Here is a 23,044-nt window from a genome sequence, read left to right on the forward strand (position 1 = left end):
GATGAAGCATCGTTTGATGGTGATGGCGGCGTCTTTGGCGATGATTCCCGCGGCATCGGGGGCGCAGACGGTGTTTGATGCGCCTTCGCCTTTGCCGTTCCACGCGCCCGATTTTTCGCGCATCAAGGACGCTGATTTCCAGCCCGCCATCGAACGCGGCATCGCGCTGCAACGGGCCGAGATCGATGCCATTGCCGCCAATCCTGCCGCCCCGACCTTTGCCAACACCATCGAGGCGATGGAGCGTGCGGGCCAGATGCTCGACCGTGTGAATCAGGTGTTTTCCGCGCTGACCAGCGCCAACACCAATGACACGCTGGACGGGGTGGACCGGGTCACGGCGCCCAAGCTGGCGGCGCTCAATGATGAAGTGTCGCTCAATGCGAAGCTCTTCGCCCGCATCAAGGTGCTGCATGAGAAGGCGGCCAGCCTTAAGCTCTCGCCCGTCCAGCGTCGCCTGCTCGACCGCACCTATGAGAGCTTTACCCATAGCGGCGCGCTGCTGGACGAGGCGGGCAAGACCCAGCTGAAAGCGATCAACCAGCGCCTTGCCAGCCTGTCGACCGAATTTTCGCAGCAATTGACCGCAGGCACGCGTGATGCTGCGCTGGTGGTGAAGGATAAGGCGGCGCTGGCGGGCCTGTCGGAGGGCGAGATTGCGGCGGCGGCCAAGGCGGCCGAGGGCAAGAAGCTGCCCGCGGGCACCTATGTGCTGCCCTTGCAGAACACGACGCAGCAGCCGCAACTGGAAAGCCTGTCCGATTCCGCGACGCGCAAGGCCTTGTTCGAGGCGAGCTGGACCCGCAGCGAGCGCGGCGATGCCCATGACACGCGCGCGATGATCACCGAAATGGCGCAGTTGCGCGCCGAAAAGGCCAAGCTGCTGGGCTACAAGAATTTTTCCGACTATCAGCTCTATGACCAGATGGCCAAGAACGGCGCCAACGCCCGCGCCTTCATGGCCAAGCTGGCCCCCGCGCTGAAGGCCGCGCAGGAGCGGCAGGTCAAGGAACTGGCGGCGCTGATCGCCAAGGACGGGGGCGACACCAGCGTCAAGCCGTGGGACTGGCAGAAATACGCCGGGCAAAGCCTGAAGGCCAAGCTCTCCTTCGATCCCGCCTCGGCCAAGCCCTATTTCGAGATCAACAAGGTGATGGAGGATGGCGTTTTCTACGCCGCCAACCAGCTTTACGGCATCAGCTTCAAACGCCGCACCGATCTGCCCGTCTATCAGGAAGATGTGCGCACCTACACCGTCTATGACAAGGGCGGCAAGGAGCTGGGCCTGTTCTATTGGGACCCGTGGAAGCGGGACAACAAGCAGGGCGGCGCATGGATGAGCAATTTCGTCGGCCAGTCAGGGATGATGGGCACCAAACCGGTCATCTATAATGTCGAAAATTTCGCCAAACCGGCGGCAGGAGAGCCGCTGCTGGTCAGTTTCGACGATGTGATCACCATGTTCCACGAATTTGGCCATGCGCTGCACGGCCTGTTCTCGGACCAGTATTACCCCAGCATGTCGGGCGCCAACACCGCGCGCGATTTCGTCGAATTCCCCAGCCAGTTCAATGAGAACTGGGCCACCGATCCCAAGGTTCTGGCCCATTATGCACGCCATTATCAGACCGGCGCGCCCATGCCCCCGGCCATGGTGGAAAAATTGAAAGACCTGCGCCGCATCGATCAGGGCTATGATCTGGGCGAGGTGGTGGCCGCCGCGATGCTGGATATGGACTGGCACGCGCTGTCTGCCGATGCGCCGCGTCAGGATGTCGATGCGTTCGAGGCCAAGGCGCTGGCCGCCACGGGGCTGGACACCGCCCATGTCCCGCCGCGCTATCGTTCCAGCTATTTCCGCCACATCTGGGCCAATGGTTATGCCAGCGCCTATTACGCCTATCTGTGGACCCAGATGCTCGACCATGACGCCTATGACTGGTTCGTCCACCATGGCGGCCTGAGCCGCGCCAATGGCGAGCGTTTCCGCGCATTGGTGCTCTCGCGCGGGTCGTCGCTGGATTATGCGGCCATGTACAAAGGCTTCACCGGGCGCGATCCCTCGGTCACGCCGATGCTGCGCGCCAAGGGCCTGATCGACTGAAATTCCCCCTATCAGAAGGTTTGAGACATGAAATATTCGCCCTTGCTGGCCGCTTTTCTGCTGGGCGCGGCTGCGCCTGCCTTGGCGGCGTCTCCTGCGATCAAGGTGCCGCCGATTGACGTGGCGCTGATGAAAGACACGGTCAAAACCCTCTCGGCCGATGATATGGAAGGGCGTGGCCCCTCCACCGCCGTTGAGCCGAAAGTTTTGGATGCGATCATTGCGCGTTTCAAGGCAGCCGGGCTGAAGCCCGGCGGCGAAAAGGGCGGGTGGCTGCAAACCGTGCCCACCGTCGAAATGACCATGGCGCAAAGCAGCCCGCTGACCATCGGCGGCGTCGGCTTTGTCCGGGGCAGCGATTTTGTCGCCACCAGTTTCCGCCATGTGCCCCATACCGAGATCAAGGACAGCGATCTGGTCTTTGTCGGCTATGGCATCAACGCGCCCGAATTGGGGTGGAACGATTATGCCGGGGTGGACATGCACGGCAAGGTGGCCGTGATCCTGATCAACGATCCCGATTATGCCGCCAAGGACGAGGTGGGCCTCTTCAAGGGCCGCCGCATGACCTATTACGGGCGCTGGACCTATAAATACGAAGAGGCGGCCCGGCAGGGCGCGCGCGCGGCGCTGATCGTGCATGACACCTATCCCGCCGCCTATGGCTGGAATGTGGTGCAGTCGAGCTGGTCGGGCTCGGAATATTATGTGGCGCGGCCCGACAATGCGATGGACCAGACCGAGGCCAATGGCTGGATCCAGATGGGCGTGGCGAAAAAGGTCTTTGCCGCGGCGGGCAAGGATTTCGCGGCACTGTCCGAGGCGGCCAAGCAGAAGGGCTTTAAGGCCGTGCCGCTGGGGCTGAAGGCCAGCCTGTCGTTTGACAGCACGCTGCGCCGGGCCGAATCGCACAATGTCGTGGGGCTTCAAAAGGGGCGGGTGAAGCCCGATGAGGTGGTGCTCTATTCGGCGCACTGGGATCATCTTGGGCACTGCGAAAAGGATGCCAAGGGCGATGGCATCTGTAACGGCGCGGTGGATAATGCGACCGGTGTGGGCGCGCTGGTGGCGCTGGCCAAGGCCAATGTGAAGGCTGGCCCCGCTCGGCGCAGTCAGGTGTTTGTCGCGCTCACGCTGGAGGAATCGGGCCTGCTGGGCAGCGAATTCTATGGCCAGAACCCGCTCTATCCGCTGGCCAAAACGGTGGGTGGGGTGAATATGGACGCGCTGGCCCCGATCGGCCGCGCGCGCAATTACGCCATCACCGGGGGCGACAAATCCGACCTCACCGGCATTTTCCGCGCCGTGCTGAAGCAGGAAGGCCTGTATGAAAGCCCCGAGGACCATTCCGAACGCGGCCACTACTACCGCTCGGACCACTTCAGCCTCGCCAAGCGCGGCGTGCCCATGTTCGACATCGCGCGCGGGCAGGACCTGTTTGCAGGCGGCGCCAAGGCGGGCGCATTGGCCACCGAGGATTATGTCGAGCACCGCTATCACCAGCCGTCGGACGAATATTCGGATAGCTGGGACTGGTCGGGCATCACGCAGGACGTGAAGGTCTTTTATAAGTTGGGGCGGATTCTGGCTGATGGGGCGATGTGGCCCAACTGGCACAAGAGTGATGAGTTTCGCGGGATTCGCGATGCGAGTTTGAAAAGCGGGAAGTAGGGGCCTCCGGCGGGCAAAGGGACTCGGTCCCTTTGCAATCCCGGTAATGGGGTTGGGGAAGGTTGGCCACGGGGTGTTTGGGGCTGGTGTTTAAGGCCTGCGGCGCTGCAAAGGCATCGCTGTCCGCGCCGCAGGCTTTATTCCTGAAACGCTGCGTCCGACACCCCTTGGCCGAACCCATGGTGCGACAAAGACATTAATGGGAGCGCGAGGGTTTAGACCCTCGCATCTTCAACTTTCCTTCAAATCTCAGACACGAAAAAGCCCGGCGGAGAATCCCCCACCGGGCTTTTTCACATCAACCCCAAAGGGGAAGAATCAGGCGGCGACAGCGGCCTTCTTGGCCAGCTCGCGCTTCACCTTGACGGCGCGCGGGCTGAGCTTGTCGTCGGCGCTCTTGAGCAGCCAGTTGTCGAGGCCGCCCACGTGTTCCACCGAGCGGAGGCCGTGGGTCGAGACGCGGAACTTGAAGCTGCGGTCAAGACCTTCCGACAGAAGCGTGACGTTCTGCAGGTTGGGCAGGAACACGCGCTTGGTCTTGTTGTTGGCGTGGCTGACGTTGTGGCCGACCTGGCGGCCTTTGCCAGTCAGTTCGCAAATACGGGACATGGGTGCTACTCGCTTAAGAAAGAATCCGATGACCCGCATAAAAGGCGGGTGAGGGGGCGCGCATAACGATTCGTGTGGAAAAGGTCAAGTTGCCTTGGACCTTTCGCTGCGCTAGCCCTTGCCTTTATGACGCGATGGCCACTTCCCGCCCCCATGCGCCGGGCTTTTGACGAGGCGCGGGCGGCTGCGGGCGCCGGAGAAGTGCCGATTGGCGCGGTGGTCGTCAAGGATGGCGTGATTATTTCATCCGCGCATAACCTGCCGCGCACCCGATGCGACCCCACCGCCCATGCCGAGGTGCTGGCGATTCGCGAGGCGGCGCGGGCGCTGGGCAACGAACGACTCGATGGCTGCGACTTGTGGGTCTCTCTGGAGCCCTGCGCGATGTGTGCGGGTGCGATCGTCCATGCCCGCATCGGCCGGCTCTATTATGCCGCCGCCGACCCCAAGGGCGGCGCTGTGGCGCATGGCGGGCGGATCTTTGACCAACCCACCTGTCTGCACCGCCCCGAGGTCTATTCCGGGATGGGCGAGGATGAGGCGGCCCAGATGCTGCGGGATTTTTTTGCAGCCCGCCGTTAAGCGGGTTTGCGCAGCGTCGGGATGATGAACAGGTCGCTGCTCGACGGCGCGGGGCAGGCCTTGGGCACAAAGCTGCCCTTCTCGATATCTTTGGGCTCAAAGCACAGATGGACCTGCTTCAGCCACACTTTGCCCGAGCCGTCGGCGGCTGGCATGGTCTGGACCTGAATGGCCTTTTCATGGTCCTTGAACATCGGGTTGGCGTCCACAAAGGCATGGACCACCGCGTCCGACACCATCCGCCCGTCCTTGGCCAGCTTGTAGAGGTCGGGCTTTTTCAGCTTGGCATAAAGCCGCGCCACGCTCTGCCAATAGGCGCCGCCGCTGGTCCAAGGGCCGCAGGCGCCGTGCTTTTTCCACTCATGCATCTGCGTTGCGGCCGAGGGCATGATGCAAAGATGCTTCTGCAATTGCGGCAAAGTGGGCGCGGGGGCCTTGGTCGCGCACCATTGCGGCCAGCTGGTCCCATCCGTTTCGCCCCAGAGGCCATGGACGACGAGGCCGAAGGGCGGCTTGTCCTGACCGCATTGCAGCTTGTCGCCCGGATCTTTCAGCGGCCCTTTCAGACCGGCGCAATAGGACGGGGTCCAGCTCATCACGAAGCTGTAGACATTGATGGGATGCTTCGCCACCGGCTTGACCGGTTCGGCAGCGGGGCGCGAGATCTTGGGCAAGGCGTCCACCTGGGCTGCAACGCATTGCTGCGCCATGGCCTGTGCTGGGATCAGGGCTGCGGGGATCAGCGAAAGGGCAAGCGTGGTCAGGATCAGACGCATTTACACCTCCTCAAAATCAAGGCCGATGTCCGCCGCAGGCGCGCTTTGCGTCAACCGGCCCACCGAGACGTAATCCACACCCGAAGCGGCAATCGCCCCGATCGTGTCGAGCCGCACCCCGCCGCTGGCCTCGCAAGGCGCACGGCCGGAAACCTGCTCGACGGCGCGCGCCAGCATCTCGGGCCCCATATTGTCGAGCAGCAGATGGGTCGCGCCAGCCTCCAGCGCCGGTTCGATCTGGTTGAGGTGATCGACCTCGCAAATGATGTTGGCGATGCCCGCCGCCTTGGCGCGGGCGACCGCAGGGCCGACCCCGCCCGCGATGGCGACATGGTTGTCCTTGATCATCGCCGCGTCCCACAGGCCCATGCGGTGATTGGTGGCCCCGCCCATGCGTGTCGCGTATTTCTCCAGCACGCGCAGGCCCGGAATGGTCTTGCGCGTGTCGAGCAGGGTCGCGCCGGTATTCCCCATGGCGTCCACATATTCGCGCGTCATGGTGGCGATGCCCGACAAATGCTGCACCGTGTTCAAGGCGCTGCGCTCCGCGGTCAGCAGGGCGCGGCCCATGCCGGTGATGCGCATCAGATGGGTGCCGGGGGCCACGCGGTCGCCGTCCTGCACCAGCAGTTCGATTTCCGCTTCAGGGTCGAGATGACGGAAAAACGCTGCCGCAATCGGCAGGCCCGCCACGGTGATGGCATCGCGGCTGTCCATCACGCCGATAAAGCGGGCCTCAGCGGGGATCACGCTCTCGCTGGTCACATCATGCCCGCCGCCGGGCCAGCCTTCGCCAAGATCCTCGGCGAGGGTGGAGTGGATGAAGGCGGGCAGGTCAAAGCCTTGGAGCGTGAAGGTCATGCAAGAGGCTATAGAAGATGGATGATGCGAGGGTCTAGACCCTCGCGCTCCCATTACTGTCTTTGTCGCGCGATAGGGGCGACGTTGGGTATCGGACGCGGCAAAGACTGCGGCGCCGATCAGCACGAGGCCCCCGCGCCGCAGGCTTTAAAGCCGATCACGCTTCGCCGCCAACCAAGCGCCACCCCCATTACCGGGATTGCAAAGGGACAAGTCCCTTTGCCCGCCGGAGGCAAAACCCCTTAAAACCCATCAATCAATGCACAAACCGCGCCACCACATCCCTGTACGAGCGTGAAACCTTCACATCCGCCCCGGATTCCAGCACGAGGAAGCATTCTCCATTGGTATGGGGCTTCACCTGACGGACAAGGTTCAAATTCACGATCCACGAGCGATGCACCCGCTGGAACACGCGCGGGTCGAGTCGGCGTTCGAGGTCTTTCATGGTTTCGCGCAGGATCATCGAATTGTCGGCGGTATAGATGACCATATAGTCGCCCGCGGCCTCGATGCGCTCGATCGTGTCGACATCGACGCGGAAGATCTGGCCGCGATCCTTGATGTTGAGCAGCTTTTCATAGCGGTCCGCGCCCGTATCGACGGGTTCGTCCTCCATGGCGTCCATCGCATCGGGGGCGACCTCGGCCAGCACGCTTTTCAGCTTTTCAGCTTCCTCGGACGAGCGCTTGTCGGCAAGGCGCTGGCGCACGCGGTCGAGCGTATCGGCAAGGCGATCTTCGTCCACCGGTTTCATCAGGTAATTCACCGCGTTGGCCTCAAAGGCGCGCACGGCATGTTCCTGATAGGCGGTGACGAAAACGAAGAGCGGCGGTTCGATTTCCATCACGCCCTTGACCACGGCAAAGCCGTCGAAGCCGGGCATCTGGATGTCGAGGAAAACGAGGTCCGGTTTTTCGGTCTTGATCTTGCGGATCGCCTCGCGGCCATTGTTGCAGGTGTCGATGATTTCCACGTCGGGAAATTTTTGAAGCCGCAGTTGCAGGCCCTGGATGGCCAGCTTTTCGTCATCGACGAGAATGGTGCGGATGGTCATGCAATGGGATCCTGCTTGTTGCCGCATTTTGCGGATCGGGAGTCGTTGTAACTCCTTTTCCTTCACACCGCCAAGGCTGAACGTGGGGTGACCGATGCGGGCGCACTCGACGACTGGCGCTTTTCGAACGGTATTTCGATGGTGACGGCAAATCCGCCCTCGGGCGGTTCGTACATATCGAAGCGGTGGCTGGTGCCATAGGCCTGCACCAGACGGTCGCGGATATTGGCAAGGCCCACCCCGGTCGAGACCTGTTCGCGCCCGTCATAGGTGATGCCGCTGGACCGGTTTTCGGCATTTTGCGCGGTCATGCCCGGCCCGGTGTCGGACACGGTGATGCGCAGATTTTGCCCCAGCAGGCCCGCCGCGATGGTGATCTCGGCGCCCGACTCCTGCGGGCTGACGGCATATTTGATCGCATTTTCAACCAGAGGCTGCAGCAGGAGCGAGGGCAGCAGCCCGTCCTTGCAGGATTCGTCGATGCGGAAGGTGGTGCGCAGCCTTTCCTCAAACCGCATCCGCTCGATGTCCAGATAGAGTTTGAGCGTCTCGACCTCCTGCGCGACAGTGACGCGGCCCGTGGGCGGGTTGATCAGCGTATAGCGCAGGAAGGAGGACAGCCGTGTGAGCATCGCATTGGCCTGATCGGTCTGTTTGAGCAGGACCAGCGTGGAGATCGAATTCAACGTATTGAACAGGAAATGCGGGTTGAGCTGATAGCGCAGCATCGCCAGTTGCGCGCTGGTCGCCTGATTTTCCAGCCGCATCAACTGGTCGTTCTGCTCCTCGATCCGCAGGAAGAAGTTGATCGCGTAATAGAGCGCCGACCAAGCGCCGAGCAGCGTGGCGTCCAGATAGAACACGCCGATGAACAATTGCGCGAAACTGGCGATGCTGTCGGGCCGATAGAGCGCGATCACCCAGCCATCCATGAAGGCATAGAGCGACACCGCAAAAGGCAGCACCACCATCGTCACGCCCCATGTCATCAGCGGCCTTTGACCGATCAGTTGATGATAGACCACCGCCAGCAGCAGCGAGATCGAAAAGCCCGTGATCGTGGCGATCAGCACCAGCACCAGAAAGCTGGCGGGTTGGTTGTTGGCCAGGCTGGACATCGCGCGAAGCAGCATCGCGCCTGACCAGCCCAGCATTTGCAATCGCCAGAACGCCTTGTTCTTATTGGCAAAGAAGGGTGAGGGACGAAAGGGAAGCACGGCCATGATGCGCGTTTATCGCAGAAGCCGCGCCCAAGGGAAAGGGGCCGGAAAAATCAGCCCTTGATGGCGGCTGCCAGCGCGTCATAGCCCACCGCCCCGCCAAGGATCTTGCCGCCCGCGATCCAGCTTGGCGTGCCGCCAAGGCCCAGATGGCGGGCAAGGGCCAGATTGGCCTCGATTTCGGCCTGCGTGGCGGGGTCGGCGATCACCTTTTGCGCGGCGGCCATGTCGAGCGCGGCGGTTTGGGCCGACGCCGCAATGGTCTGCGCATTGGGGCGCCCGGCGGCAAACATCGCCTTGTGGAAGGCGGCATATTTGCCCTGCTTGGCGGCTGCCAGCGCCATCTTGGCCGCATCCACGCTCTCGGGCGTCAGGATCGGCAATTGGCGGATCACCACCTGCGCCTGCGGATCGGCGGCGACCAGCTTGGCCACATCCTCCTCGCTGGCCCGGCAATAGCCGCAGGCGTAATCCATGAATTCGACCAGCACATGCTTGCCCTGCGGATTGCCGATCACTGCGCCGGGCCATGCTTTCAACGCCTGCGGGGCCACCTGCGCCAGTTGCTTTTCCGCCTCGCCCGATTTCAGCTTCTCGGCCGCCTCGCTCAGGATTTCGGGGCGTTCGAGCAGCGCCTCACGCACCGCCTTGACCTGTCCGGCATGGCCAAAGGGCAGCATCGGAGCGATGGACGCGCCCACCAGACCGCCCGCCAGTCCGAACAGCGAGGCAAGGGCGATGGTGCGGAACTGAGACATGGAAAATCCTTATATCGGGAGGCCTAGCCGCCCTTATTTCCGTTTCTTCGATTTCGCCAGATAGCTTCTGGCCTCCATCGCAATATCCTCGGCGCGGATGGCGTCGGGCGAACCCACCGCCAGCCCGTTCTTGGCCGCTTCGGCATTGACCAGCGCCCCGCCCCAATTGCCCGACAGCGAGGCCTGTTCGGCGCTGGCCAGACGTGCGCGGGGCAGATCGCCATTCTTGGCATAGATGATGCCCAGCACATACCACGCGAAGGGATTTTCCCGGTCGCGCGCCAAAGCGGCTTTCAGCACCTTCTGCGCCTCGTCCAGATGGTCGCGCGAATTGACCAGATCGTCCTGCGCGATCAGCGCATGGCCAAAGGTGGTGGCGATCAGCGGCTGGTTGCCGGTCAGGGCTGTGGCCTGACGCAGGGGCGCAATCGCCTCGGCAGGCTTGCCCGCCTCCAGCAGGATCTGCCCCTTCAGCTCAAGGAAATAGGGATCGCGCGGGTCGCCTGCCAGCAGCTTGTCGGTTTCCGTGGTGGCCTTATCCAGAAAGCCTTCCTTGTGATAGGCATAGGCTCTGGCATAGAGCGCGGGCACATTGTTCATGTACTCGGGAAAGGCCTGAAACGTGCTGGGCGGTTCGGCCAGATAGCCGTAGAGCTTGGCCTTCACCCGTTGGAACCGTTCCTCCAGCGCGGGATTGCTGGGCGCATTCCACGCCGGGTCTTTCTTGTAGATGTCTTCCAGATAGGCGATGCGCTCATCGGTCAGCGGGTGGGTGGACCAGAAGCTCGCCTCGTCGCTATGGGTCATGCCATAGCGGTTTTCCATCACCAGCAGCTTGTGAAAAAACTCCAGCGAGCCGCGCCCGGACATGCCCGCCTTGGACAGGAAAGACGCGCCCGCCGCGTCGGCGGCCTCTTCCTCGCCGCGCGTATAGGCCAGGAATTTGCCCATCGCCATCTGCTGCCCGGCCATGAACACGCCCATCGCCGCCGCGCCCCCGCCCGCCGCCGCCGCCGCCGCGCCCAGCAAGAGCGAGAGGATCGAGATATTGCCCGCCATCTTGGCCCCGCGATCATCAATCGCATGGCCGCCGACAACGTGGCCCAATTCGTGGGCAATCACGCCCTGAACTTCGAGCGCGGAGGAAGCCTCGTTGATCAGGCCCGAATGGATATAGACCGCCTGACCCCCGGCCACGAAGGCGTTGATTGAGGAATCATTGACCAGCACGATATCGACATTCTTGGGGTCCAGCCCCGCCGCGCGCACCAGAGGCGCGGCCATATCGCGAAACAGCGCCTCGGTTTCCGCGTCGCGCAGCACCGATTGCGCCGCCGCAGGCGTCGCGGCCAACAGGCATACGGCAACCGTAGCCATGGAGCGGAGGGCAGAGGCGAGCGCGGAACGAACTGACATGCTGGGGCCAGACCTAACACGTTTCGCACTGAACCGCGCCTGAAGAATCACTCGGGCGTCAGCAGCCTTGTCGCCCGCGTCATCAGCGCCGGATCATCGCCCAGATCGCCCAGCAGCGCGATGGTCCCATCCGCCATCCGCCGCACCAGCACGACCGCATATTCCGGCCCCTTGGCGCTCAGCGAGGCCAGAGGGCGAGGGGTCAGGCGGTCGAGCGGATTGTCACTCTCTGCCTCGCTGGCGCTTTCATCGCGGCGCAACCGGCGCTCCTGCGCCACCACGCCTTTCAGGCCCCCGCTGGCCTGCGCCAGATGATCGGCCATTGCGCCCTGCGGCAGGCCCAGCCGAATTCCATGCGCGAGCGCGGTGGCATATTCGGTCAGGCGCGTCTTGTCATAATCGGCGCCGAACACCAGCTTGACGATGGGCACCAGCGGCGCGCGCGGCTGGCCTACAAGGCCTGCCTCCACCATCAGTTCGTGGAGTTCGCCCGGCTTGTCCCGCGCCATCAGCGCGAAATCATAGGCTCGGCCGATGGCCTCATACAGCGCCTGACGCGGGCGATCCTGCGTGATGCCGGCGGCATAGGCCAGATCGCGCGCGCTGCGCAGCCAGTCGGCCAGATCGCGCGCCGGGGCGGCGTCCATCCCGGCTTGCGGCCCATCGGCCCCGGCCGCTTGCGGCCCTTCGGCCCCGGCCGCTTGCGGCCCATCGGCCCACGCGGCCCATTGCGCCACGGTCTGTTCGGGGCTGAGGCGTGCGGGGCCTGCATCGCCATCCTCGTGAAACGAAGCGTTGAATTCGCGCGCCAGTTGCTCGCTCAGCGATGCATCGGCCGCTTCCTTCCAGTTGACCACGCCCAGCACATAGCGGATCGGCCCGCCCGCTTCCTCGGCAAAGGGCAGCAGCATGCCGCGATAGGCGATTATCGCCCCGCGCGCGTTCAGGAATTCTTCTTCAAAGCCGATGGGCGCCTGATTGGCGATGATCTGCATATATTGCCCGGTCAGGCGCGCCAGCATCGAATGTTCGGGCACCTGGTCCAGACGGGTGATGTCGCGCCCGACATTGCATTCCTGCGCCAGCATCTCGCCGACAAAGCTGATGCGCGGGTCGGCGGCGCTGTCGGCAAAATCGATCAGCACCGCATGTTGGGCGATATTGCCGATCTGGTCCAGTTTCAGATCCGCGATCAGCGGCATGGCCTTGGTGCCCAGCAACCGGGTCCAATGGTCATAGGCGCGGATCTGCAACCGGCGCTCGCCTTCGGCCACCACCACGGGGGGCAGATCGGGCGAGGCGTCCTCGTCCTCGTCCGACACCGGATTGGGGGCGATCGAACCGGTTCCGGCATTGCGTTCAAAAAAGCTCCGGGCGCCGTCCATCTCGTGTCTCCCGCCATGTTTCCAACGGGCCAACTTTCGCGCAACAGGGTAAAATTCCGGTTAAGTTGCGCCATTCGGTGATGCGTCTATCGGGGTGAAAATTCTCCCAGCCCCTTGTCGGTTCCGCAAACTTTGTCCCAAAAGCGGAAATAGAGGCCGAAATTGGCGCGATAGATGTCGTGATGGCGCTGATGATGGGTGGCGGTGATGATCCATTGCCCGACTCGCCCATGGACGATTCCGTGCGGAAAAATCTCCCAGCCCATGTGATTGGTCACGCCCATCACCGTCATCACAGTCAACACCACGCCCAGCGCGCCCACGTGAATCGGCACAAAAAACACCAGCAGCGGGATAACAAAGGCCTGCGTCAGCGCCTCGGTGGGATGAAAGGCCATCGCGGCCCAGGCGGTGGGCGGGCGGCTGGCATGGTGGACGGCGTGAAAGATGCGGAACACGCGCGGGGCGTGCATCCAGCGGTGGCTCCAATAGAACCATGTGTCGTGGATCGTCAGATAGATCAGGATCGAGAGCGGCCAGTACCACAGGGGCATGGCGTGAACGTCTTCATAGATCCGTGTCCAACCATGCGCGCGCCACCCCCATGCGACAATGCCCGCCGGAATGCCAAAGATCGCGCAGGAGAGCAGCGACCATGCGATTTCAGAGCGAATCTGGCGCGTCAGGGGGGCATAGAGGCCGGGCTGGCGAACCCGCGTGGCCCATGCAAAACCGCCGCTGGACAACAGATAGCGCAGCGAGACGATGGCGGTCATCGCCAAGGCGGAGATCAGGGCGGAGAGCAAGGTTGGGTCGGACATCGGCCGCCCTTATGCCGCGTTTGCCGATAAGGGGAAATGGGGCGCAAGGGGCAAAGCGTGCCTCGCGCCCCATGGGATTTAGCTCAGCGCAATATCGGGCGCATCTTCCTGCTTCATGCCCACGACATTGTAACCGGCGTCCACATGGTGGATCTCGCCCGTCACGCCGCTGGCCAAATCGGAGAGCAGATAGAGGCCCGCGCCGCCCACATCGTCGATGGTGACATTGCGGCGCAGCGGCGAATTCAGCTCGTTCCACTTCAGGATATAGCGGAAATCGCCGATCCCGCTGGCGGCCAGCGTCTTGATCGGGCCTGCCGAAATGGCGTTAACGCGGATATTGTCCGGGCCGCAGTCATTGGCCAGATATTTGACGCTGGTTTCCAGCGCCGCCTTGGCCACGCCCATCACATTGTAATGGGGCACGACCTTTTCCGCGCCATAATAGCTTAGCGTCAGGATCGAGCCGCCGTTGGGCATCATCGCCTGCGCGCGCTTGGTCACGGCCACCAGGCTGTAGGCCGAGATGTTCATGGTCATCAGGAAATTGTCGAGCGTGGTGTCGTAATAGCGGCCACGCAGCTGAGTCTTGTCCGAATAACCGATGGCATGGACGACAAAGTCGATCGTTTCCCAGCGCTCCTTGAGCGCGTCAAAGGCCGCGTCCAGCGCGTCCATGTCCGACACATCGCAATCGATCAGAAAATCGCTGCCCAGACTCTCGGCCAGCGGGCCGACGCGCTTTTTCAGCGCTTCGCCCTGATAGGAAAAGGCCAGCTCCGCGCCATGTTCGTGCAATTTCTGGGCAATGCCCCATGCCAGCGACTTATCGTTTGCCAGCCCCATGATCAGGCCACGCTTGCCCTGCATCAGTCCGGTCATTCGTAATCATCCCTCATGTTTTCGGAGGCGCGGTTATCCGCCTGCCCTAACCAGTCGCGTTCTTCGGGCGTCACCGCCAGAGCCGCATTCAATTCCGCGCCTGTAACCAGTCCTAGCCCGACAAGCCAGAAAAAGAACAACGCAATCATGGCGCCGGCAAGGCTGCCATAGGTCAGATCGTATAAAAAAAGCCAGCGCAGCAGCCATGGCAGCACGAGGCTGACCAGCGCCCACCACAGCGTGACCAACAGCGCGCCGGGCCATTTGGGATAGGCAGGTACGCGATAAGTGCTTGGCGTCAAAATAAAAAACAACAAATAGAGCGAGGCGAACAGCACCACCATCGGCACCAGCCGCGACAGGCTGAGATTGGCCACCATGGCCTGTTCGCGAATCGTGCGGATCGGAATCAGCTGCAGGGTCGTGCTGATCGCCACCTGCATATAAAGCGAGATCAGCAGCAGCACCACCGCCACCATCACCAGCCCCGTGCCGATCAGCCGCCGCCGCCAGAAGCTCTTGTGCCGCACAGGCGTCCCATAGGCGCGGCGCAGAATATCGCGCACCGTCTCGATCAGGCTGGAGACCGTCCACAATCCCGCCGCCATACCCGCCCACAGCAGCCAGCCATGGCGCATCACCACCACATCGCGCGCCACCGGCTCCAGCACAGCGGCCACCACGCGCGGCGTAATGCGCAAAAAGGCATGGACCAGATCGGCCCGCTCGCTTGCCTCGCCCACCAGCGAGAACAGGCCGCCCGCCACGATGAAAAAGGGAAAGATCGCCAGCACCGCCATATAGGCCAGATTGCCCGCATGGATGAACCCGTCGCGCCATACGCCCGTCACCACGCGCTGGATCACGGTAAAACCGCGATGGCCCAGTTGCTCGCGTAGCCGGTCGGCCAGATCGCCATCAAGGCGCGCAACGCGCCGCCGCCGCGCCTCGGGCGTCAGATCGTGCAGTTTGGTGTTGAGGATGAACCCGCCGGGCAAGGAGGAAGAAGCCTTTGCCTCCCCCTCCCGTTTGCCCGCGTCCTGCACGGACTTATCCGAATTTCGCGCGCAGATCGCGCGTGTCGCGCCAACCTTCGAGTCGCTGCGCCAGATCCGAGTCGCCCTCGGGCAGCGCGATTTCCAGCGTGACGAACTGATCGCCGCGCGTGCCGTCCTTGCGGGTAAAGCCGCGACCCTTGATGCGCAAAGTCTTGCCGCTCGAACTGCCCGGCGCCACGGTCAGCATCACCGCGCCATCGGCGGTGGGTACCTTGACCTTGCCGCCAAACACCGCCTCGTTCAGCGAGACGGGGATATCGACGCGGATATCGTCGCCATCGCGGCGGAAATAGGGGTGGGGCTGGATGGCGATGGTGATCATCGCATCGCCCGCGCCGCCGGGGCCCGGTTCGCCCTTGCCCGCCAGACGGATCTGCATCCCGTCCTCGACGCCCTTGGGCAGTTTGACATCAATCGTCTTGCCATCGGCCAGCGTGATGCGCTGGCTGGCGCAGAGCGCGGCATCGGGCAGCGATACGGCAAGGCGATAGGCGCGGTTGGCGCCCTTGGGCGGGGCCTGACGGCCAAAACCGCCGCCGCCGAAACCGCCGCTGCGCCCGCCAAAGATGCCTTCGAAAATATCGCCGAAATCCATGCCTTCCGGCCCGGCCCCGCCTGCACCGCCAAAGCCGCGCTGGCCTCCGCCGAAACCGCTCCCGCCGAAACCGCCGCCGCCAAATCCGGCCGGATTGCCCTCGCCATCGATCTCGCCCCGGTCGAACTGGGCGCGCTTGTCCTTGTCGGTCAACAGGTCATAGGCGCGCGTCACCTCGCTGAAACGCTCGGCGGCCTTGGGGTTGTCCTTGTTGTGGTCAGGGTGCAATTCCTTGGCCAGTTTGCGATAGGCGGACTTGATGTCCTTCTCGCTTGCGCCGCGTGATACGCCCAGAATTGCATAAGGATCTTGTGCCATGGCTGCCTAGCTAGGGTGAGACAAGCCGCGCTGCAAGGTATCAGATCAAATGCCTGATGCCCTTTTCGCCGCTTTCGTGATCGGGCAAACTGGCCTAACGGCGCAGACAGGCGCAATTCTCACGGGAATCAACGGATATGAGTTCGGAATCAGACGCGATTGTCGGCGGTGATCCTTTCGCCCTGTTCGACGCATGGTTTGCCGAGGCGAAGAAATCCGAGCCCAATGACCCCGAAGCGGTGGCGGTGGCCACGGCCACGCCCGATGCCTTCCCCTCGGTGCGCATGGTGCTGATGAAGGATCACGGGCCGCAATTGCTCGGCCCCAAGGGTGGTTTCGTGTTTTATACCAACAGCCACAGCCGCAAGGGCGGCGAATTGCTGGCCAATCCCAAGGCCGCGATGCTGTTTCACTGGAAGAGCCTGCGCCGCCAGATCCGCATTGAAGGCGCGATCCATCAGGTGCCCGACGAGATGGCCGACGCCTATTTCGCCAGCCGCAGCCGCGATTCGCAACTGGGCGCCCATGCCAGCGACCAGTCCGCGCCGCTGTCCTCGCGCGGGGCCTTTATCGCCGATATCGCCCGCGTGACCGCGCGCCATCTGATCGGGCCGGTGCCGCGCCCGCCGCATTGGACGGGCTTCTGCCTTGTGCCCGATGCGATGGAATTCTGGATGGATCGCGCCTTTCGCCTGCACGAACGCCGCCGCTTCATGCGGGAGGCGCAGGGCTGGACCAGCACCCTGCTTTACCCGTAAAAGGCATCATCATGGCCCAACACGATCATTCCGCCTTAAACCGCAGCGCTGCCTATGCCAGCATTTCCATGGCCCTGCTGCTGGTGGGGCTGAAAGGCTGGGCGGCTTGGACCACCGGTTCGACCGCGATGCTGGGCAGCCTTGCCGACACGCTGCTCGATCTGGTGGCTTCGCTGGCCACGCTGGCCGGGGTCTGGGTGGCGGGGATGCCCGCCGATGACAATCACCGCTTTGGCCATGGCAAGGCCGAGGCGCTCTCCGCCATGTTTCAGGTGCTGCTGATCGGGGCCTCGGCGCTGGCGCTGGCGATCCATTCGGTCCAGCAACTGATGTCGGGCGAGCGCACCGGTTCGGCAGGCGATGGCATCCTCGTCTCGGTCATCGCGATCGCGGGCACGCTGGCGCTGCTGGCGTGGCAGCAATATGTGATCCGCCAGACGCGCTCGGTGGCGATTTCGACTGACCACCTCCATTACAAATCCGACCTGCTGCTCAATGTGGCGGTCATCATTGCGCTGCTGCTCGACCAGTATGCCGGGCTGACCCGCGCCGACCCGCTCTTTGGCTTTGGCATCGCGCTCTGGCTGGGCTGGGGCGCCTATCACGCCAGCGAGGAAGCCATCGAGCAATTGATGGACCGCGAATGGCCCGAGGACAAGAAGGCCCGCTTCGTCGAAGTCCTTGGCCGCCACCCCGAACTGCGCGGCGTTCACGATCTGCGCACCCGCACCAGCGGCAACCGCGATTTCGTCCAGTTCCATGTCTGGGTCGACGGCAATATGACCGTGACGCAGGCCCATCGCGTGATGGACGAAATCGAGGACAAGCTGCTGGCCGAATTTCCCGATGTGGAAATTTTGATTCATCCCGATCCCGAGGGCCATGTTGACGAGCGCGGTGTGGCGGGGCGGGATATTTTGCAGGATGGGGTGGTTTAAGGGTTTAAAATGCCTCCGGCGGGCAAAGGGCGGGGGCCCTTTGCAATCCCGTTAATGGGTGGTGCTGGATGGCATCGTGGCGTTTGGCGACATGGTGATTAAAGCCTGCGGCGCGGCGAAGTTGGGCTGATTGGCGCCGCAGGCTTTTAATTTCGAACGCCGCCCATTTTGCACAACGCCGCCGCTGTGGCGCTACAAAGACAGTATGGGGATTGCAAAGGGTCGAGACCCTTTGCCCGCCGGAGGCATCTTAACCCCCGCCGGAGGCAAAACCTTGCCCTCCCTCCCGCTAACCCTCAATCCTGATTATACAATTGCACAATATCGGCCAGCTTGCGCACCAGCGCGGGGCGCATGGCGTGGTCGGTCTTGCCCAGCCGGACCACGGTCAGCTCCTGATCGGGCGAGACGATGACATATTGGCCAAGGTGTCCGATGGCGGCGAAGATATTGGCTTTGCCGCGGCCGGGGAAGAGTTCTTCCTGCCCGCTGGGCTGGGGGCGGTTGAGCCAGACTTGCGCGCCATAGCCGGGATTGTGGGGCGCGGGGGCCAGCATGAAACCGACCCAGTCGGAGGGCACGATGCGCACGCCGCCGATGGTGCCGTTGCTGCGCAGAAATTCGCCGAACCGGCCCCAGTCGCGGGCGGTGGCATGGATCATGCTGCCGCCGATCATGGTTCCTGCGGCGTCGAATTCGGGGGTGGCGCTGGGCATGCCTGCGGGCATGAAGAGGCGGCTGCGCAGATAATCGCTGACGGCCTGTCGGCGCGCGGCCGGATCGCGGCTGTCGGTCAGCGCGCGCGCGGCGATGTCGGCGAGGATGACGCTGGTGGCGGTGGAATATTCCCAATGGCTGCCCGGTTCGCTGACCAGCGGCTGGGCCTCGGCATAGGCGGCCATATCGTCGCGCCCATCCAGCGCGAGCATGCGCACGGTGTCGGCATCGCCGGCGGGCGTGGTTGATTCTACATGGCGCAGGCCGGACCGCATTTGCAGCAACTGGCGCAGGGTGATCTCGCCGCGTGGGTCGCCGGGACGCTGCCACGAGGGGACCGGGGCCGATTCGTCGAGCGTCAGCCGCCCGTCGGAAATCAGCAGGCCGATCAGCACCCCGGTGATGGTCTTGGACATCGACCAGCCGATCAGCTTCGTGTCCGGGCCATATCCAGGAGCGTAACGTTCGGCCACGATTCGCCCGCGATGCATCACCACCAGCGCGCGCGTTTCGCCCAGCATCGGATCGGTGAACAATTCATCCACTGCGCGGGCCAGAGCCTCACGCGGGGCGCCGGGGCGCTGGCCGATGGCGGCCATGGCCTGCGCCGAGAGGGGCGATTCGGCCTTTTCCCCGCCGCCGCAGCCCGCAAGCAGGGCGAGCGAAAGCGCCACCAGCGGGGTTGGCAAGCGGCGCTTGGGCGCGATAAGGGGGGGGCGGCGCGTGACCATCACGATGCCTCCATGCGCAAGGTCGTTCCCGATGGCAAGTTTCAAGCTCACATGGTTACGCGAAAGCGCGGCCCCCGGTCGCGGTGTCCGGCTGCGGATTGTGCTTGTGTTGCTGGGGCTTGGGGTGATCGCGGCGCTGGTGCTGGGCCTGTGGAAGGGGCCGCGGCTGGCCAAGGATGCGTTAACGGGCGCGGCCTTTGGCGCGCGCATCGCCTGCTCGTGCCGCTTTGTCGAAGGGCGTACTCTGGATCAGTGCAAGAGCGATTTCGAGCCGGGGATGAGCATGGTGATGCTCTCCGCCGATGAGGGCGCCAAGAGCGTCACCGCGCGCGTTCCCCTGATCGCGGCCCAGACCGCAACCTTTCGCCCCGGTGAAGGCTGCGTGCTGGAGAAATGGGAGCAGTAAGGCTTACGCGGCAAAGGTTTCCTCTATCCAGCCGCCGCCGATCACCCGGTCGCCCGCATAGATCACCGCCGCTTGTCCCGGCGCCACGCCATATTCCGGGCTGGCAAAGCGGATCGTGGTATCGGCTCCATCGCCAAGCGGTCCGTCCAGCGTCACCGGCACCGGCTTGGCCAGCGAGCGCACCTTGGCGGTCAGCGCCGCGCCTTCGGGCACGGGCCCGATGCGGTTGGTTTCGACAATCCGCGCCGCCGAGACGGCCAGCATCGCGCGCGGCCCCACCAGCACCCGCGCGCCGGGCGCATCAATGCCCACCACATAGACCGGTTCGGGCAGGCCGCCGATTTCCAGACCCCGGCGCTGGCCCACCGTATAGTGGATCACGCCGCGATGATGGCCCAGGACCGCGCCGGTCTGGGCATGGACGATATCGCCGGGGCGCTCGCCCTCGGGGCGGATTTTGCGCACCACGCTGGCATAATCGCCCTCCGGCACGAAACAGATGTCCTGCGAATCGGGCTTGGCCGCGACCTTGAGGCCGAAATGGTCGGCCAGTTCGCGCACCAGCGGCTTGGGCATACCCCCAAGCGGGAAACGCAGGAAATCGAGCTGCGCCTCGGTGGTGGCGTAAAGGAAATAGGACTGGTCGCGCGCGGGGTCGAGCGCGCGGTGCAATTCAGGCCCTGCGGCTCCCATCACGCGCCGCACATAATGCCCCGTGGCCAGACAATCGGCCCCCAGATCGCGCGCCATGGTCAAAAGGTCGGTGAACTTTGGCCCCATGTTGCAGCGGATGCAGGGGATCGGCGTGCGCCCGTTGAGGTAATCCTCGGCAAAGCGATCGACCACGCTTTCGCGAAATGCACTCTCATGGTCATAGACGTAATGCGCGATGCCCAGCCGGTCGGCCACCTCGCGCGCGTCGCGAATGTCATCGCCAGCGCAGCACGCGCCCTTGCGCTTCACCGCCTCGCCATGATCGTAAAGCTGTAGCGTGATGCCGATGACCTCGGCCCCGCTGTGTGCAGCAAGGGCGGCCACCACGGATGAGTCTACGCCCCCCGACATGGCCACAACGATTCGACGCATTTTTACCATTTGTCCAAGATCGAACAGATCGAGGAGCGCGGCGGGTGTTAACACGGAGGGGGAATCATGGGCCATAACCGGCCCCATACACCCACCCGGCCCCAGCGCCAAATCGGCAGATTCTTGCCGCCTTGCGCGATTAGGGGGGGCGCCAGATGGCGCCGACCCCTAGGGTTAAATATGGTCAACAAGTTGTAAACCCCGCCTTTACCCCCTCTTGACCATGTTGCGCCTATAGCATGGGTAATGGAACTGCGATTTGATCATGAAGACTGGCTGGCCCAGTCCTTTGCCACCGGCGCGAATGCCGATCGTCTGGCAACGGACTGGCATGGGCTGGCCACAAGGCTGGCGGCCGCGCACGCCTTTCAGCGCGGTTGCGGCGAGGCTCCGGCCATGCTGGCAGGGGGCAGTTTTGACCCCCATGTGGCGCGGCTGGTCAATGATTATGCACCGGTTTGGGACGGCCTCAGTGCTTCCTGCAACAGGCCTTTCGATGATGTTAACCCTGTTCCTAGAGGGGTTCGAAAAACGATGTCTGGCATTGAATTCGGCGTTGCCGGTCCCCGTCATCCCGGCGATCGAGGAATGAAATGATCGAGAACCAGAAAATCCGTCCGGCCATGGTCATTGGCCCGCTCGGCGAACCGCTCACGCTGGAATCGCTGCCGCCGCCCAACACCACGCGCTGGGTTGTGCGCCGCAAGGCCGAGGTGGTCGCAGCCGTCAATGGCGGCCTGCTGACCATCGATGAGGTCTGCGAGCGCTACAGCCTGACGCTGGAGGAATTCGCCTCGTGGCAACGCGCGGTGGATCGTTCGGGCATGCAGGGTCTGCGCGTCACGCGAATCCAGCATTACCGCGACCTTTATGAGCGTCAGCTAAAATATTGATGGGTTGAAATACCTATTACCGGGCCCGGATCAGGGCTTGAAAGGGCGCAGGAGCGGGGGGCTCCTTGCGCCCTTTTGCTTATATTCGGCCCGATTGCCCGAAAAGCCCGCTTGCCTGAGGTGATATACACGGGTAATACGCTTGCCGCATGATCCGGGCGCAGACCCGGTTCGTCATACTGATGGGGTGGTGAGCGAGATGAATGTCGAGGCCAAGGTGAAGTCCGATCCGGCGGCCCAGTCCTATGATGGGCCCTATGAAGGTGGGGACGCTCAGCCCTTCCCCCGCCGCAAGGTGTTGATCGGGGCCGGGGCGGCGCTTTTGGCCATCGGCGGCATCTGGGCCTATACTCATCGCAACCCCGGCGGCGATGCCGCCCGCGCCAATCAGGCCCCTCTGGTCACCGTATCGGCCCCGGGCATCGCCACGGTTGCCGGCACGATCAACGCCAGCGGCGTGCTGGCCGCGCGCCATGACATGCCCGTGGGCGTGGTGGGCGAAGGCGGCACCGTGGTGCAAGTGCTGGTCGAACCGGGCGCATGGGTCAAGCGCGGGCAATTGCTGGCCGTGATCGACCGTCAGGTGCAGAACCAGCAGCAGGCCAGCAGCAATGCCAATATCGGCGTGGCGCAGGCCGATGCGCGCATCGCGCAGGCCAATCTGGATCGCGGGCTGAAACTGGTGGCCAATGGGTTCATTTCCAATGCCGACATCGACAAGCTGACCGCCGTGCGCGATGCGGCCAATGCGCGGGTGCGCGTGGCGCAGGCGCAATCGGGCGAGATGCAGGCCAAGATCCGCCGGTTGAACATCGTTGCGCCCGCCGATGGCCTCGTACTCGACCGCGCGCTGGAGGTGGGCCAGGTGGTCAGCCCCGGCAATGGCGTGCTGTTCCGCATTGCCGACAAGGGCGAGATGGAAATGCGCGCGCGCCTGTCCGAGAGCAATCTGGCGCATCTGGCGCTGGGGCAGGAGGTCAAGGTGCGGCCTGTGGGTTCGGAGCGTGAATTTGTCGGCCATGTCTGGCAGGTCTCGCCGGTGATTGATCCGGCCACGCGGCAGGGTGTGGCGCGCATCGCGCTGCCCTATGACCGCGACATCCGCCCCGGCGGCTTTGCCAGTGCGGAAATCCGCAGCGGTTCGATGGCGGCGCCTTTGCTGCCCGAATCGGCGCTGCAGGCCGATGCACAGGGCAGCTATGTCTATGTCGTGACCGGCGACAACAAGGCGGTGCGCCGCCGGGTCAAAGTGGCGATGGTGACTGAAAAGGGCGTGGCCATTGCCTCGGGCCTTTCGGGCGTCGAGCGGGTGGTGCTGCGCGCGGGCGCGTTTCTGACCGAGGGCGAAACGGTTAATCCGCGCAGCCAGCCCCCCCAGTCATCGTCCAAGCAAAACTGAGCG

The 23,044-nt window shown here is 63.6% G+C and carries 23 protein-coding genes; 9 read left to right on the forward strand and 14 right to left on the reverse strand.

The window, feature by feature from the left end; translation table 11 throughout:
- Position 1 precedes the first annotated feature (1 nt).
- Both GGR38_RS18390 and GGR38_RS18395 read left to right on the forward strand, forming a co-directional pair.
- The gene (locus tag GGR38_RS18390; protein ID WP_183627614.1) at positions 2–2,104 is read left to right on the forward strand and encodes a M3 family metallopeptidase; all 2,103 of its coding nucleotides are present in this window, start codon (positions 2–4) and stop codon (positions 2,102–2,104) included.
- A gap of 27 nt (positions 2,105–2,131) precedes the next feature.
- On the forward strand, positions 2,132–3,775 hold the full coding sequence (locus GGR38_RS18395) for a M28 family metallopeptidase (RefSeq protein WP_183627615.1): 1,644 nt from the start codon (positions 2,132–2,134) through the stop codon (positions 3,773–3,775).
- Positions 3,776–4,093: 318 nt separating this feature from the next.
- Here GGR38_RS18395 and rpmB read toward each other — a convergent pair whose 3' ends face one another.
- Positions 4,094–4,384: a 50S ribosomal protein L28 gene (rpmB, locus tag GGR38_RS18400; RefSeq protein ID WP_172340095.1), complete on the reverse strand. Its 291-nt coding sequence runs from the start codon at positions 4,382–4,384 to the stop codon at positions 4,094–4,096.
- Between the two features lie 126 nt (positions 4,385–4,510).
- Between rpmB and GGR38_RS18405 the strand changes: the two genes are divergently transcribed.
- Positions 4,511–4,966: a nucleoside deaminase gene (locus tag GGR38_RS18405; RefSeq protein WP_183627616.1), complete on the forward strand. Its 456-nt coding sequence runs from the start codon at positions 4,511–4,513 to the stop codon at positions 4,964–4,966.
- Here the strand turns inward: GGR38_RS18405 and GGR38_RS18410 are convergent.
- From GGR38_RS18410 to GGR38_RS18460, 11 genes are all read right to left on the reverse strand, one after another.
- Complete coding sequence (locus GGR38_RS18410) at positions 4,963–5,742, reverse strand: ribonuclease T2 family protein (RefSeq protein WP_183627617.1); 780 nt, start codon at positions 5,740–5,742, stop codon at positions 4,963–4,965. The two genes, GGR38_RS18405 and GGR38_RS18410, sit on opposite strands and share 4 nt — an antisense overlap.
- Positions 5,743–6,603 carry a carboxylating nicotinate-nucleotide diphosphorylase gene (gene nadC, locus GGR38_RS18415; RefSeq protein ID WP_183627618.1) on the reverse strand — a complete coding sequence of 287 codons (861 nt, stop codon included), beginning with the start codon at positions 6,601–6,603 and terminating at the stop codon, positions 5,743–5,745. It lies immediately after the preceding gene.
- Positions 6,604–6,859: 256 nt separating this feature from the next.
- Positions 6,860–7,660 (reverse strand): LytR/AlgR family response regulator transcription factor, encoded by an 801-nt coding sequence (locus tag GGR38_RS18420; RefSeq protein WP_172340099.1) that lies wholly within the window; start codon positions 7,658–7,660, stop codon positions 6,860–6,862.
- Between the two features lie 62 nt (positions 7,661–7,722).
- Positions 7,723–8,883 carry a sensor histidine kinase gene (locus tag GGR38_RS18425; RefSeq protein WP_172340100.1) on the reverse strand — a complete coding sequence of 387 codons (1,161 nt, stop codon included), beginning with the start codon at positions 8,881–8,883 and terminating at the stop codon, positions 7,723–7,725.
- A 50-nt stretch (positions 8,884–8,933) separates the two neighbouring features.
- The gene (locus GGR38_RS18430) at positions 8,934–9,638 is read right to left on the reverse strand and encodes a DsbA family protein (protein ID WP_183627619.1); all 705 of its coding nucleotides are present in this window, start codon (positions 9,636–9,638) and stop codon (positions 8,934–8,936) included.
- Positions 9,639–9,671: 33 nt separating this feature from the next.
- A complete protein-coding gene (locus GGR38_RS18435; protein ID WP_246404972.1) occupies positions 9,672–11,015 on the reverse strand; it encodes a M48 family metalloprotease in 1,344 nt (447 codons plus the stop codon).
- Between the two features lie 86 nt (positions 11,016–11,101).
- The gene (locus GGR38_RS18440; RefSeq protein ID WP_183627621.1) at positions 11,102–12,439 is read right to left on the reverse strand and encodes a PAS domain-containing protein; all 1,338 of its coding nucleotides are present in this window, start codon (positions 12,437–12,439) and stop codon (positions 11,102–11,104) included.
- Between the two features lie 86 nt (positions 12,440–12,525).
- Positions 12,526–13,260: a sterol desaturase family protein gene (locus GGR38_RS18445; RefSeq protein WP_183627622.1), complete on the reverse strand. Its 735-nt coding sequence runs from the start codon at positions 13,258–13,260 to the stop codon at positions 12,526–12,528.
- A 78-nt stretch (positions 13,261–13,338) separates the two neighbouring features.
- Positions 13,339–14,142, reverse strand: coding sequence for an enoyl-ACP reductase FabI (gene fabI, locus GGR38_RS18450; protein ID WP_183627623.1), 804 nt, complete (start codon positions 14,140–14,142; stop codon positions 13,339–13,341).
- Positions 14,139–15,140 (reverse strand): YihY/virulence factor BrkB family protein, encoded by a 1,002-nt coding sequence (locus GGR38_RS18455; RefSeq protein WP_246404975.1) that lies wholly within the window; start codon positions 15,138–15,140, stop codon positions 14,139–14,141. Before GGR38_RS18455 ends, fabI begins: the two co-directional genes overlap by 4 nt.
- A 52-nt stretch (positions 15,141–15,192) precedes the next feature.
- Complete coding sequence (locus tag GGR38_RS18460; RefSeq protein ID WP_183627624.1) at positions 15,193–16,113, reverse strand: DnaJ C-terminal domain-containing protein; 921 nt, start codon at positions 16,111–16,113, stop codon at positions 15,193–15,195.
- Positions 16,114–16,250: 137 nt separating this feature from the next.
- On the opposite strand from GGR38_RS18460, the gene pdxH reads away from it, so the two are divergent.
- Both pdxH and GGR38_RS18470 read left to right on the forward strand, forming a co-directional pair.
- Entirely contained in the window at positions 16,251–16,871 is a 621-nt protein-coding gene (gene pdxH / locus GGR38_RS18465) for a pyridoxamine 5'-phosphate oxidase (protein ID WP_183627625.1), read from the forward strand.
- 11 nt (positions 16,872–16,882) lie between these two features.
- A complete protein-coding gene (locus GGR38_RS18470) occupies positions 16,883–17,809 on the forward strand; it encodes a cation diffusion facilitator family transporter (protein ID WP_183627626.1) in 927 nt (308 codons plus the stop codon).
- Positions 17,810–18,105: 296 nt separating this feature from the next.
- Here GGR38_RS18470 and GGR38_RS18475 read toward each other — a convergent pair whose 3' ends face one another.
- Positions 18,106–19,257, reverse strand: coding sequence for a serine hydrolase domain-containing protein (locus GGR38_RS18475; RefSeq protein ID WP_183627684.1), 1,152 nt, complete (start codon positions 19,255–19,257; stop codon positions 18,106–18,108).
- A 31-nt stretch (positions 19,258–19,288) separates the two neighbouring features.
- Between GGR38_RS18475 and GGR38_RS18480 the strand changes: the two genes are divergently transcribed.
- The gene (locus GGR38_RS18480) at positions 19,289–19,663 is read left to right on the forward strand and encodes a hypothetical protein (RefSeq protein ID WP_246404977.1); all 375 of its coding nucleotides are present in this window, start codon (positions 19,289–19,291) and stop codon (positions 19,661–19,663) included.
- A 3-nt stretch (positions 19,664–19,666) separates the two neighbouring features.
- On the opposite strand, the gene mnmA is transcribed toward GGR38_RS18480, so the two are convergent.
- The gene (mnmA, locus tag GGR38_RS18485; RefSeq protein WP_425497070.1) at positions 19,667–20,758 is read right to left on the reverse strand and encodes a tRNA 2-thiouridine(34) synthase MnmA; all 1,092 of its coding nucleotides are present in this window, start codon (positions 20,756–20,758) and stop codon (positions 19,667–19,669) included.
- A 237-nt stretch (positions 20,759–20,995) separates the two neighbouring features.
- Between mnmA and GGR38_RS18490 the strand changes: the two genes are divergently transcribed.
- From GGR38_RS18490 to GGR38_RS18500, 3 genes are all read left to right on the forward strand, one after another.
- On the forward strand, positions 20,996–21,346 hold the full coding sequence (locus GGR38_RS18490) for a hypothetical protein (RefSeq protein ID WP_183627628.1): 351 nt from the start codon (positions 20,996–20,998) through the stop codon (positions 21,344–21,346).
- Positions 21,343–21,642, forward strand: a complete 300-nt coding sequence (gene sciP / locus GGR38_RS18495) for a CtrA inhibitor SciP (protein WP_168603328.1) — start codon at positions 21,343–21,345, stop codon at positions 21,640–21,642. Before GGR38_RS18490 ends, sciP begins: the two co-directional genes overlap by 4 nt.
- A 199-nt stretch (positions 21,643–21,841) precedes the next feature.
- A complete protein-coding gene (locus GGR38_RS18500; RefSeq protein ID WP_183627686.1) occupies positions 21,842–23,041 on the forward strand; it encodes an efflux RND transporter periplasmic adaptor subunit in 1,200 nt (399 codons plus the stop codon).
- The last annotated feature ends 3 nt before the right edge of the window (positions 23,042–23,044 follow it).

The organism is Novosphingobium sediminicola (genome assembly GCF_014196525.1).
GTDB classification, from domain to species: Bacteria; Pseudomonadota; Alphaproteobacteria; order Sphingomonadales; family Sphingomonadaceae; genus Novosphingobium; species Novosphingobium sediminicola.

Bases quoted from the DNA above. Each gene is read 5' to 3' on its own strand.
- GGR38_RS18390 (WP_183627614.1), top strand. From the start codon at position 2: ATGAAGCATCGTTTGATGGTGATGGCGGCGTCTTTGGCGATGATTCCC.
- GGR38_RS18395 (WP_183627615.1), top strand. From the start codon at position 2,132: ATGAAATATTCGCCCTTGCTGGCCGCTTTTCTGCTGGGCGCGGCTGCG.
- rpmB (WP_172340095.1), bottom strand. From the start codon at position 4,384: ATGTCCCGTATTTGCGAACTGACTGGCAAAGGCCGCCAGGTCGGCCAC.
- GGR38_RS18405 (WP_183627616.1), top strand. From the start codon at position 4,511: ATGACGCGATGGCCACTTCCCGCCCCCATGCGCCGGGCTTTTGACGAG.
- GGR38_RS18410 (WP_183627617.1), bottom strand. From the start codon at position 5,742: ATGCGTCTGATCCTGACCACGCTTGCCCTTTCGCTGATCCCCGCAGCC.
- nadC (WP_183627618.1), bottom strand. From the start codon at position 6,603: ATGACCTTCACGCTCCAAGGCTTTGACCTGCCCGCCTTCATCCACTCC.
- GGR38_RS18420 (WP_172340099.1), bottom strand. From the start codon at position 7,660: ATGACCATCCGCACCATTCTCGTCGATGACGAAAAGCTGGCCATCCAG.
- GGR38_RS18425 (WP_172340100.1), bottom strand. From the start codon at position 8,883: ATGGCCGTGCTTCCCTTTCGTCCCTCACCCTTCTTTGCCAATAAGAAC.
- GGR38_RS18430 (WP_183627619.1), bottom strand. From the start codon at position 9,638: ATGTCTCAGTTCCGCACCATCGCCCTTGCCTCGCTGTTCGGACTGGCG.
- GGR38_RS18435 (WP_246404972.1), bottom strand. From the start codon at position 11,015: ATGGCTACGGTTGCCGTATGCCTGTTGGCCGCGACGCCTGCGGCGGCG.
- GGR38_RS18440 (WP_183627621.1), bottom strand. From the start codon at position 12,439: ATGGACGGCGCCCGGAGCTTTTTTGAACGCAATGCCGGAACCGGTTCG.
- GGR38_RS18445 (WP_183627622.1), bottom strand. From the start codon at position 13,260: ATGTCCGACCCAACCTTGCTCTCCGCCCTGATCTCCGCCTTGGCGATG.
- fabI (WP_183627623.1), bottom strand. From the start codon at position 14,142: ATGACCGGACTGATGCAGGGCAAGCGTGGCCTGATCATGGGGCTGGCA.
- GGR38_RS18460 (WP_183627624.1), bottom strand. From the start codon at position 16,113: ATGGCACAAGATCCTTATGCAATTCTGGGCGTATCACGCGGCGCAAGC.
- pdxH (WP_183627625.1), top strand. From the start codon at position 16,251: ATGAGTTCGGAATCAGACGCGATTGTCGGCGGTGATCCTTTCGCCCTG.
- GGR38_RS18470 (WP_183627626.1), top strand. From the start codon at position 16,883: ATGGCCCAACACGATCATTCCGCCTTAAACCGCAGCGCTGCCTATGCC.
- GGR38_RS18475 (WP_183627684.1), bottom strand. From the start codon at position 19,257: ATGGTCACGCGCCGCCCCCCCCTTATCGCGCCCAAGCGCCGCTTGCCA.
- GGR38_RS18480 (WP_246404977.1), top strand. From the start codon at position 19,289: ATGGCAAGTTTCAAGCTCACATGGTTACGCGAAAGCGCGGCCCCCGGT.
- mnmA (WP_425497070.1), bottom strand. From the start codon at position 20,758: ATGGTAAAAATGCGTCGAATCGTTGTGGCCATGTCGGGGGGCGTAGAC.
- GGR38_RS18490 (WP_183627628.1), top strand. From the start codon at position 20,996: ATGGAACTGCGATTTGATCATGAAGACTGGCTGGCCCAGTCCTTTGCC.
- sciP (WP_168603328.1), top strand. From the start codon at position 21,343: ATGATCGAGAACCAGAAAATCCGTCCGGCCATGGTCATTGGCCCGCTC.
- GGR38_RS18500 (WP_183627686.1), top strand. From the start codon at position 21,842: ATGAATGTCGAGGCCAAGGTGAAGTCCGATCCGGCGGCCCAGTCCTAT.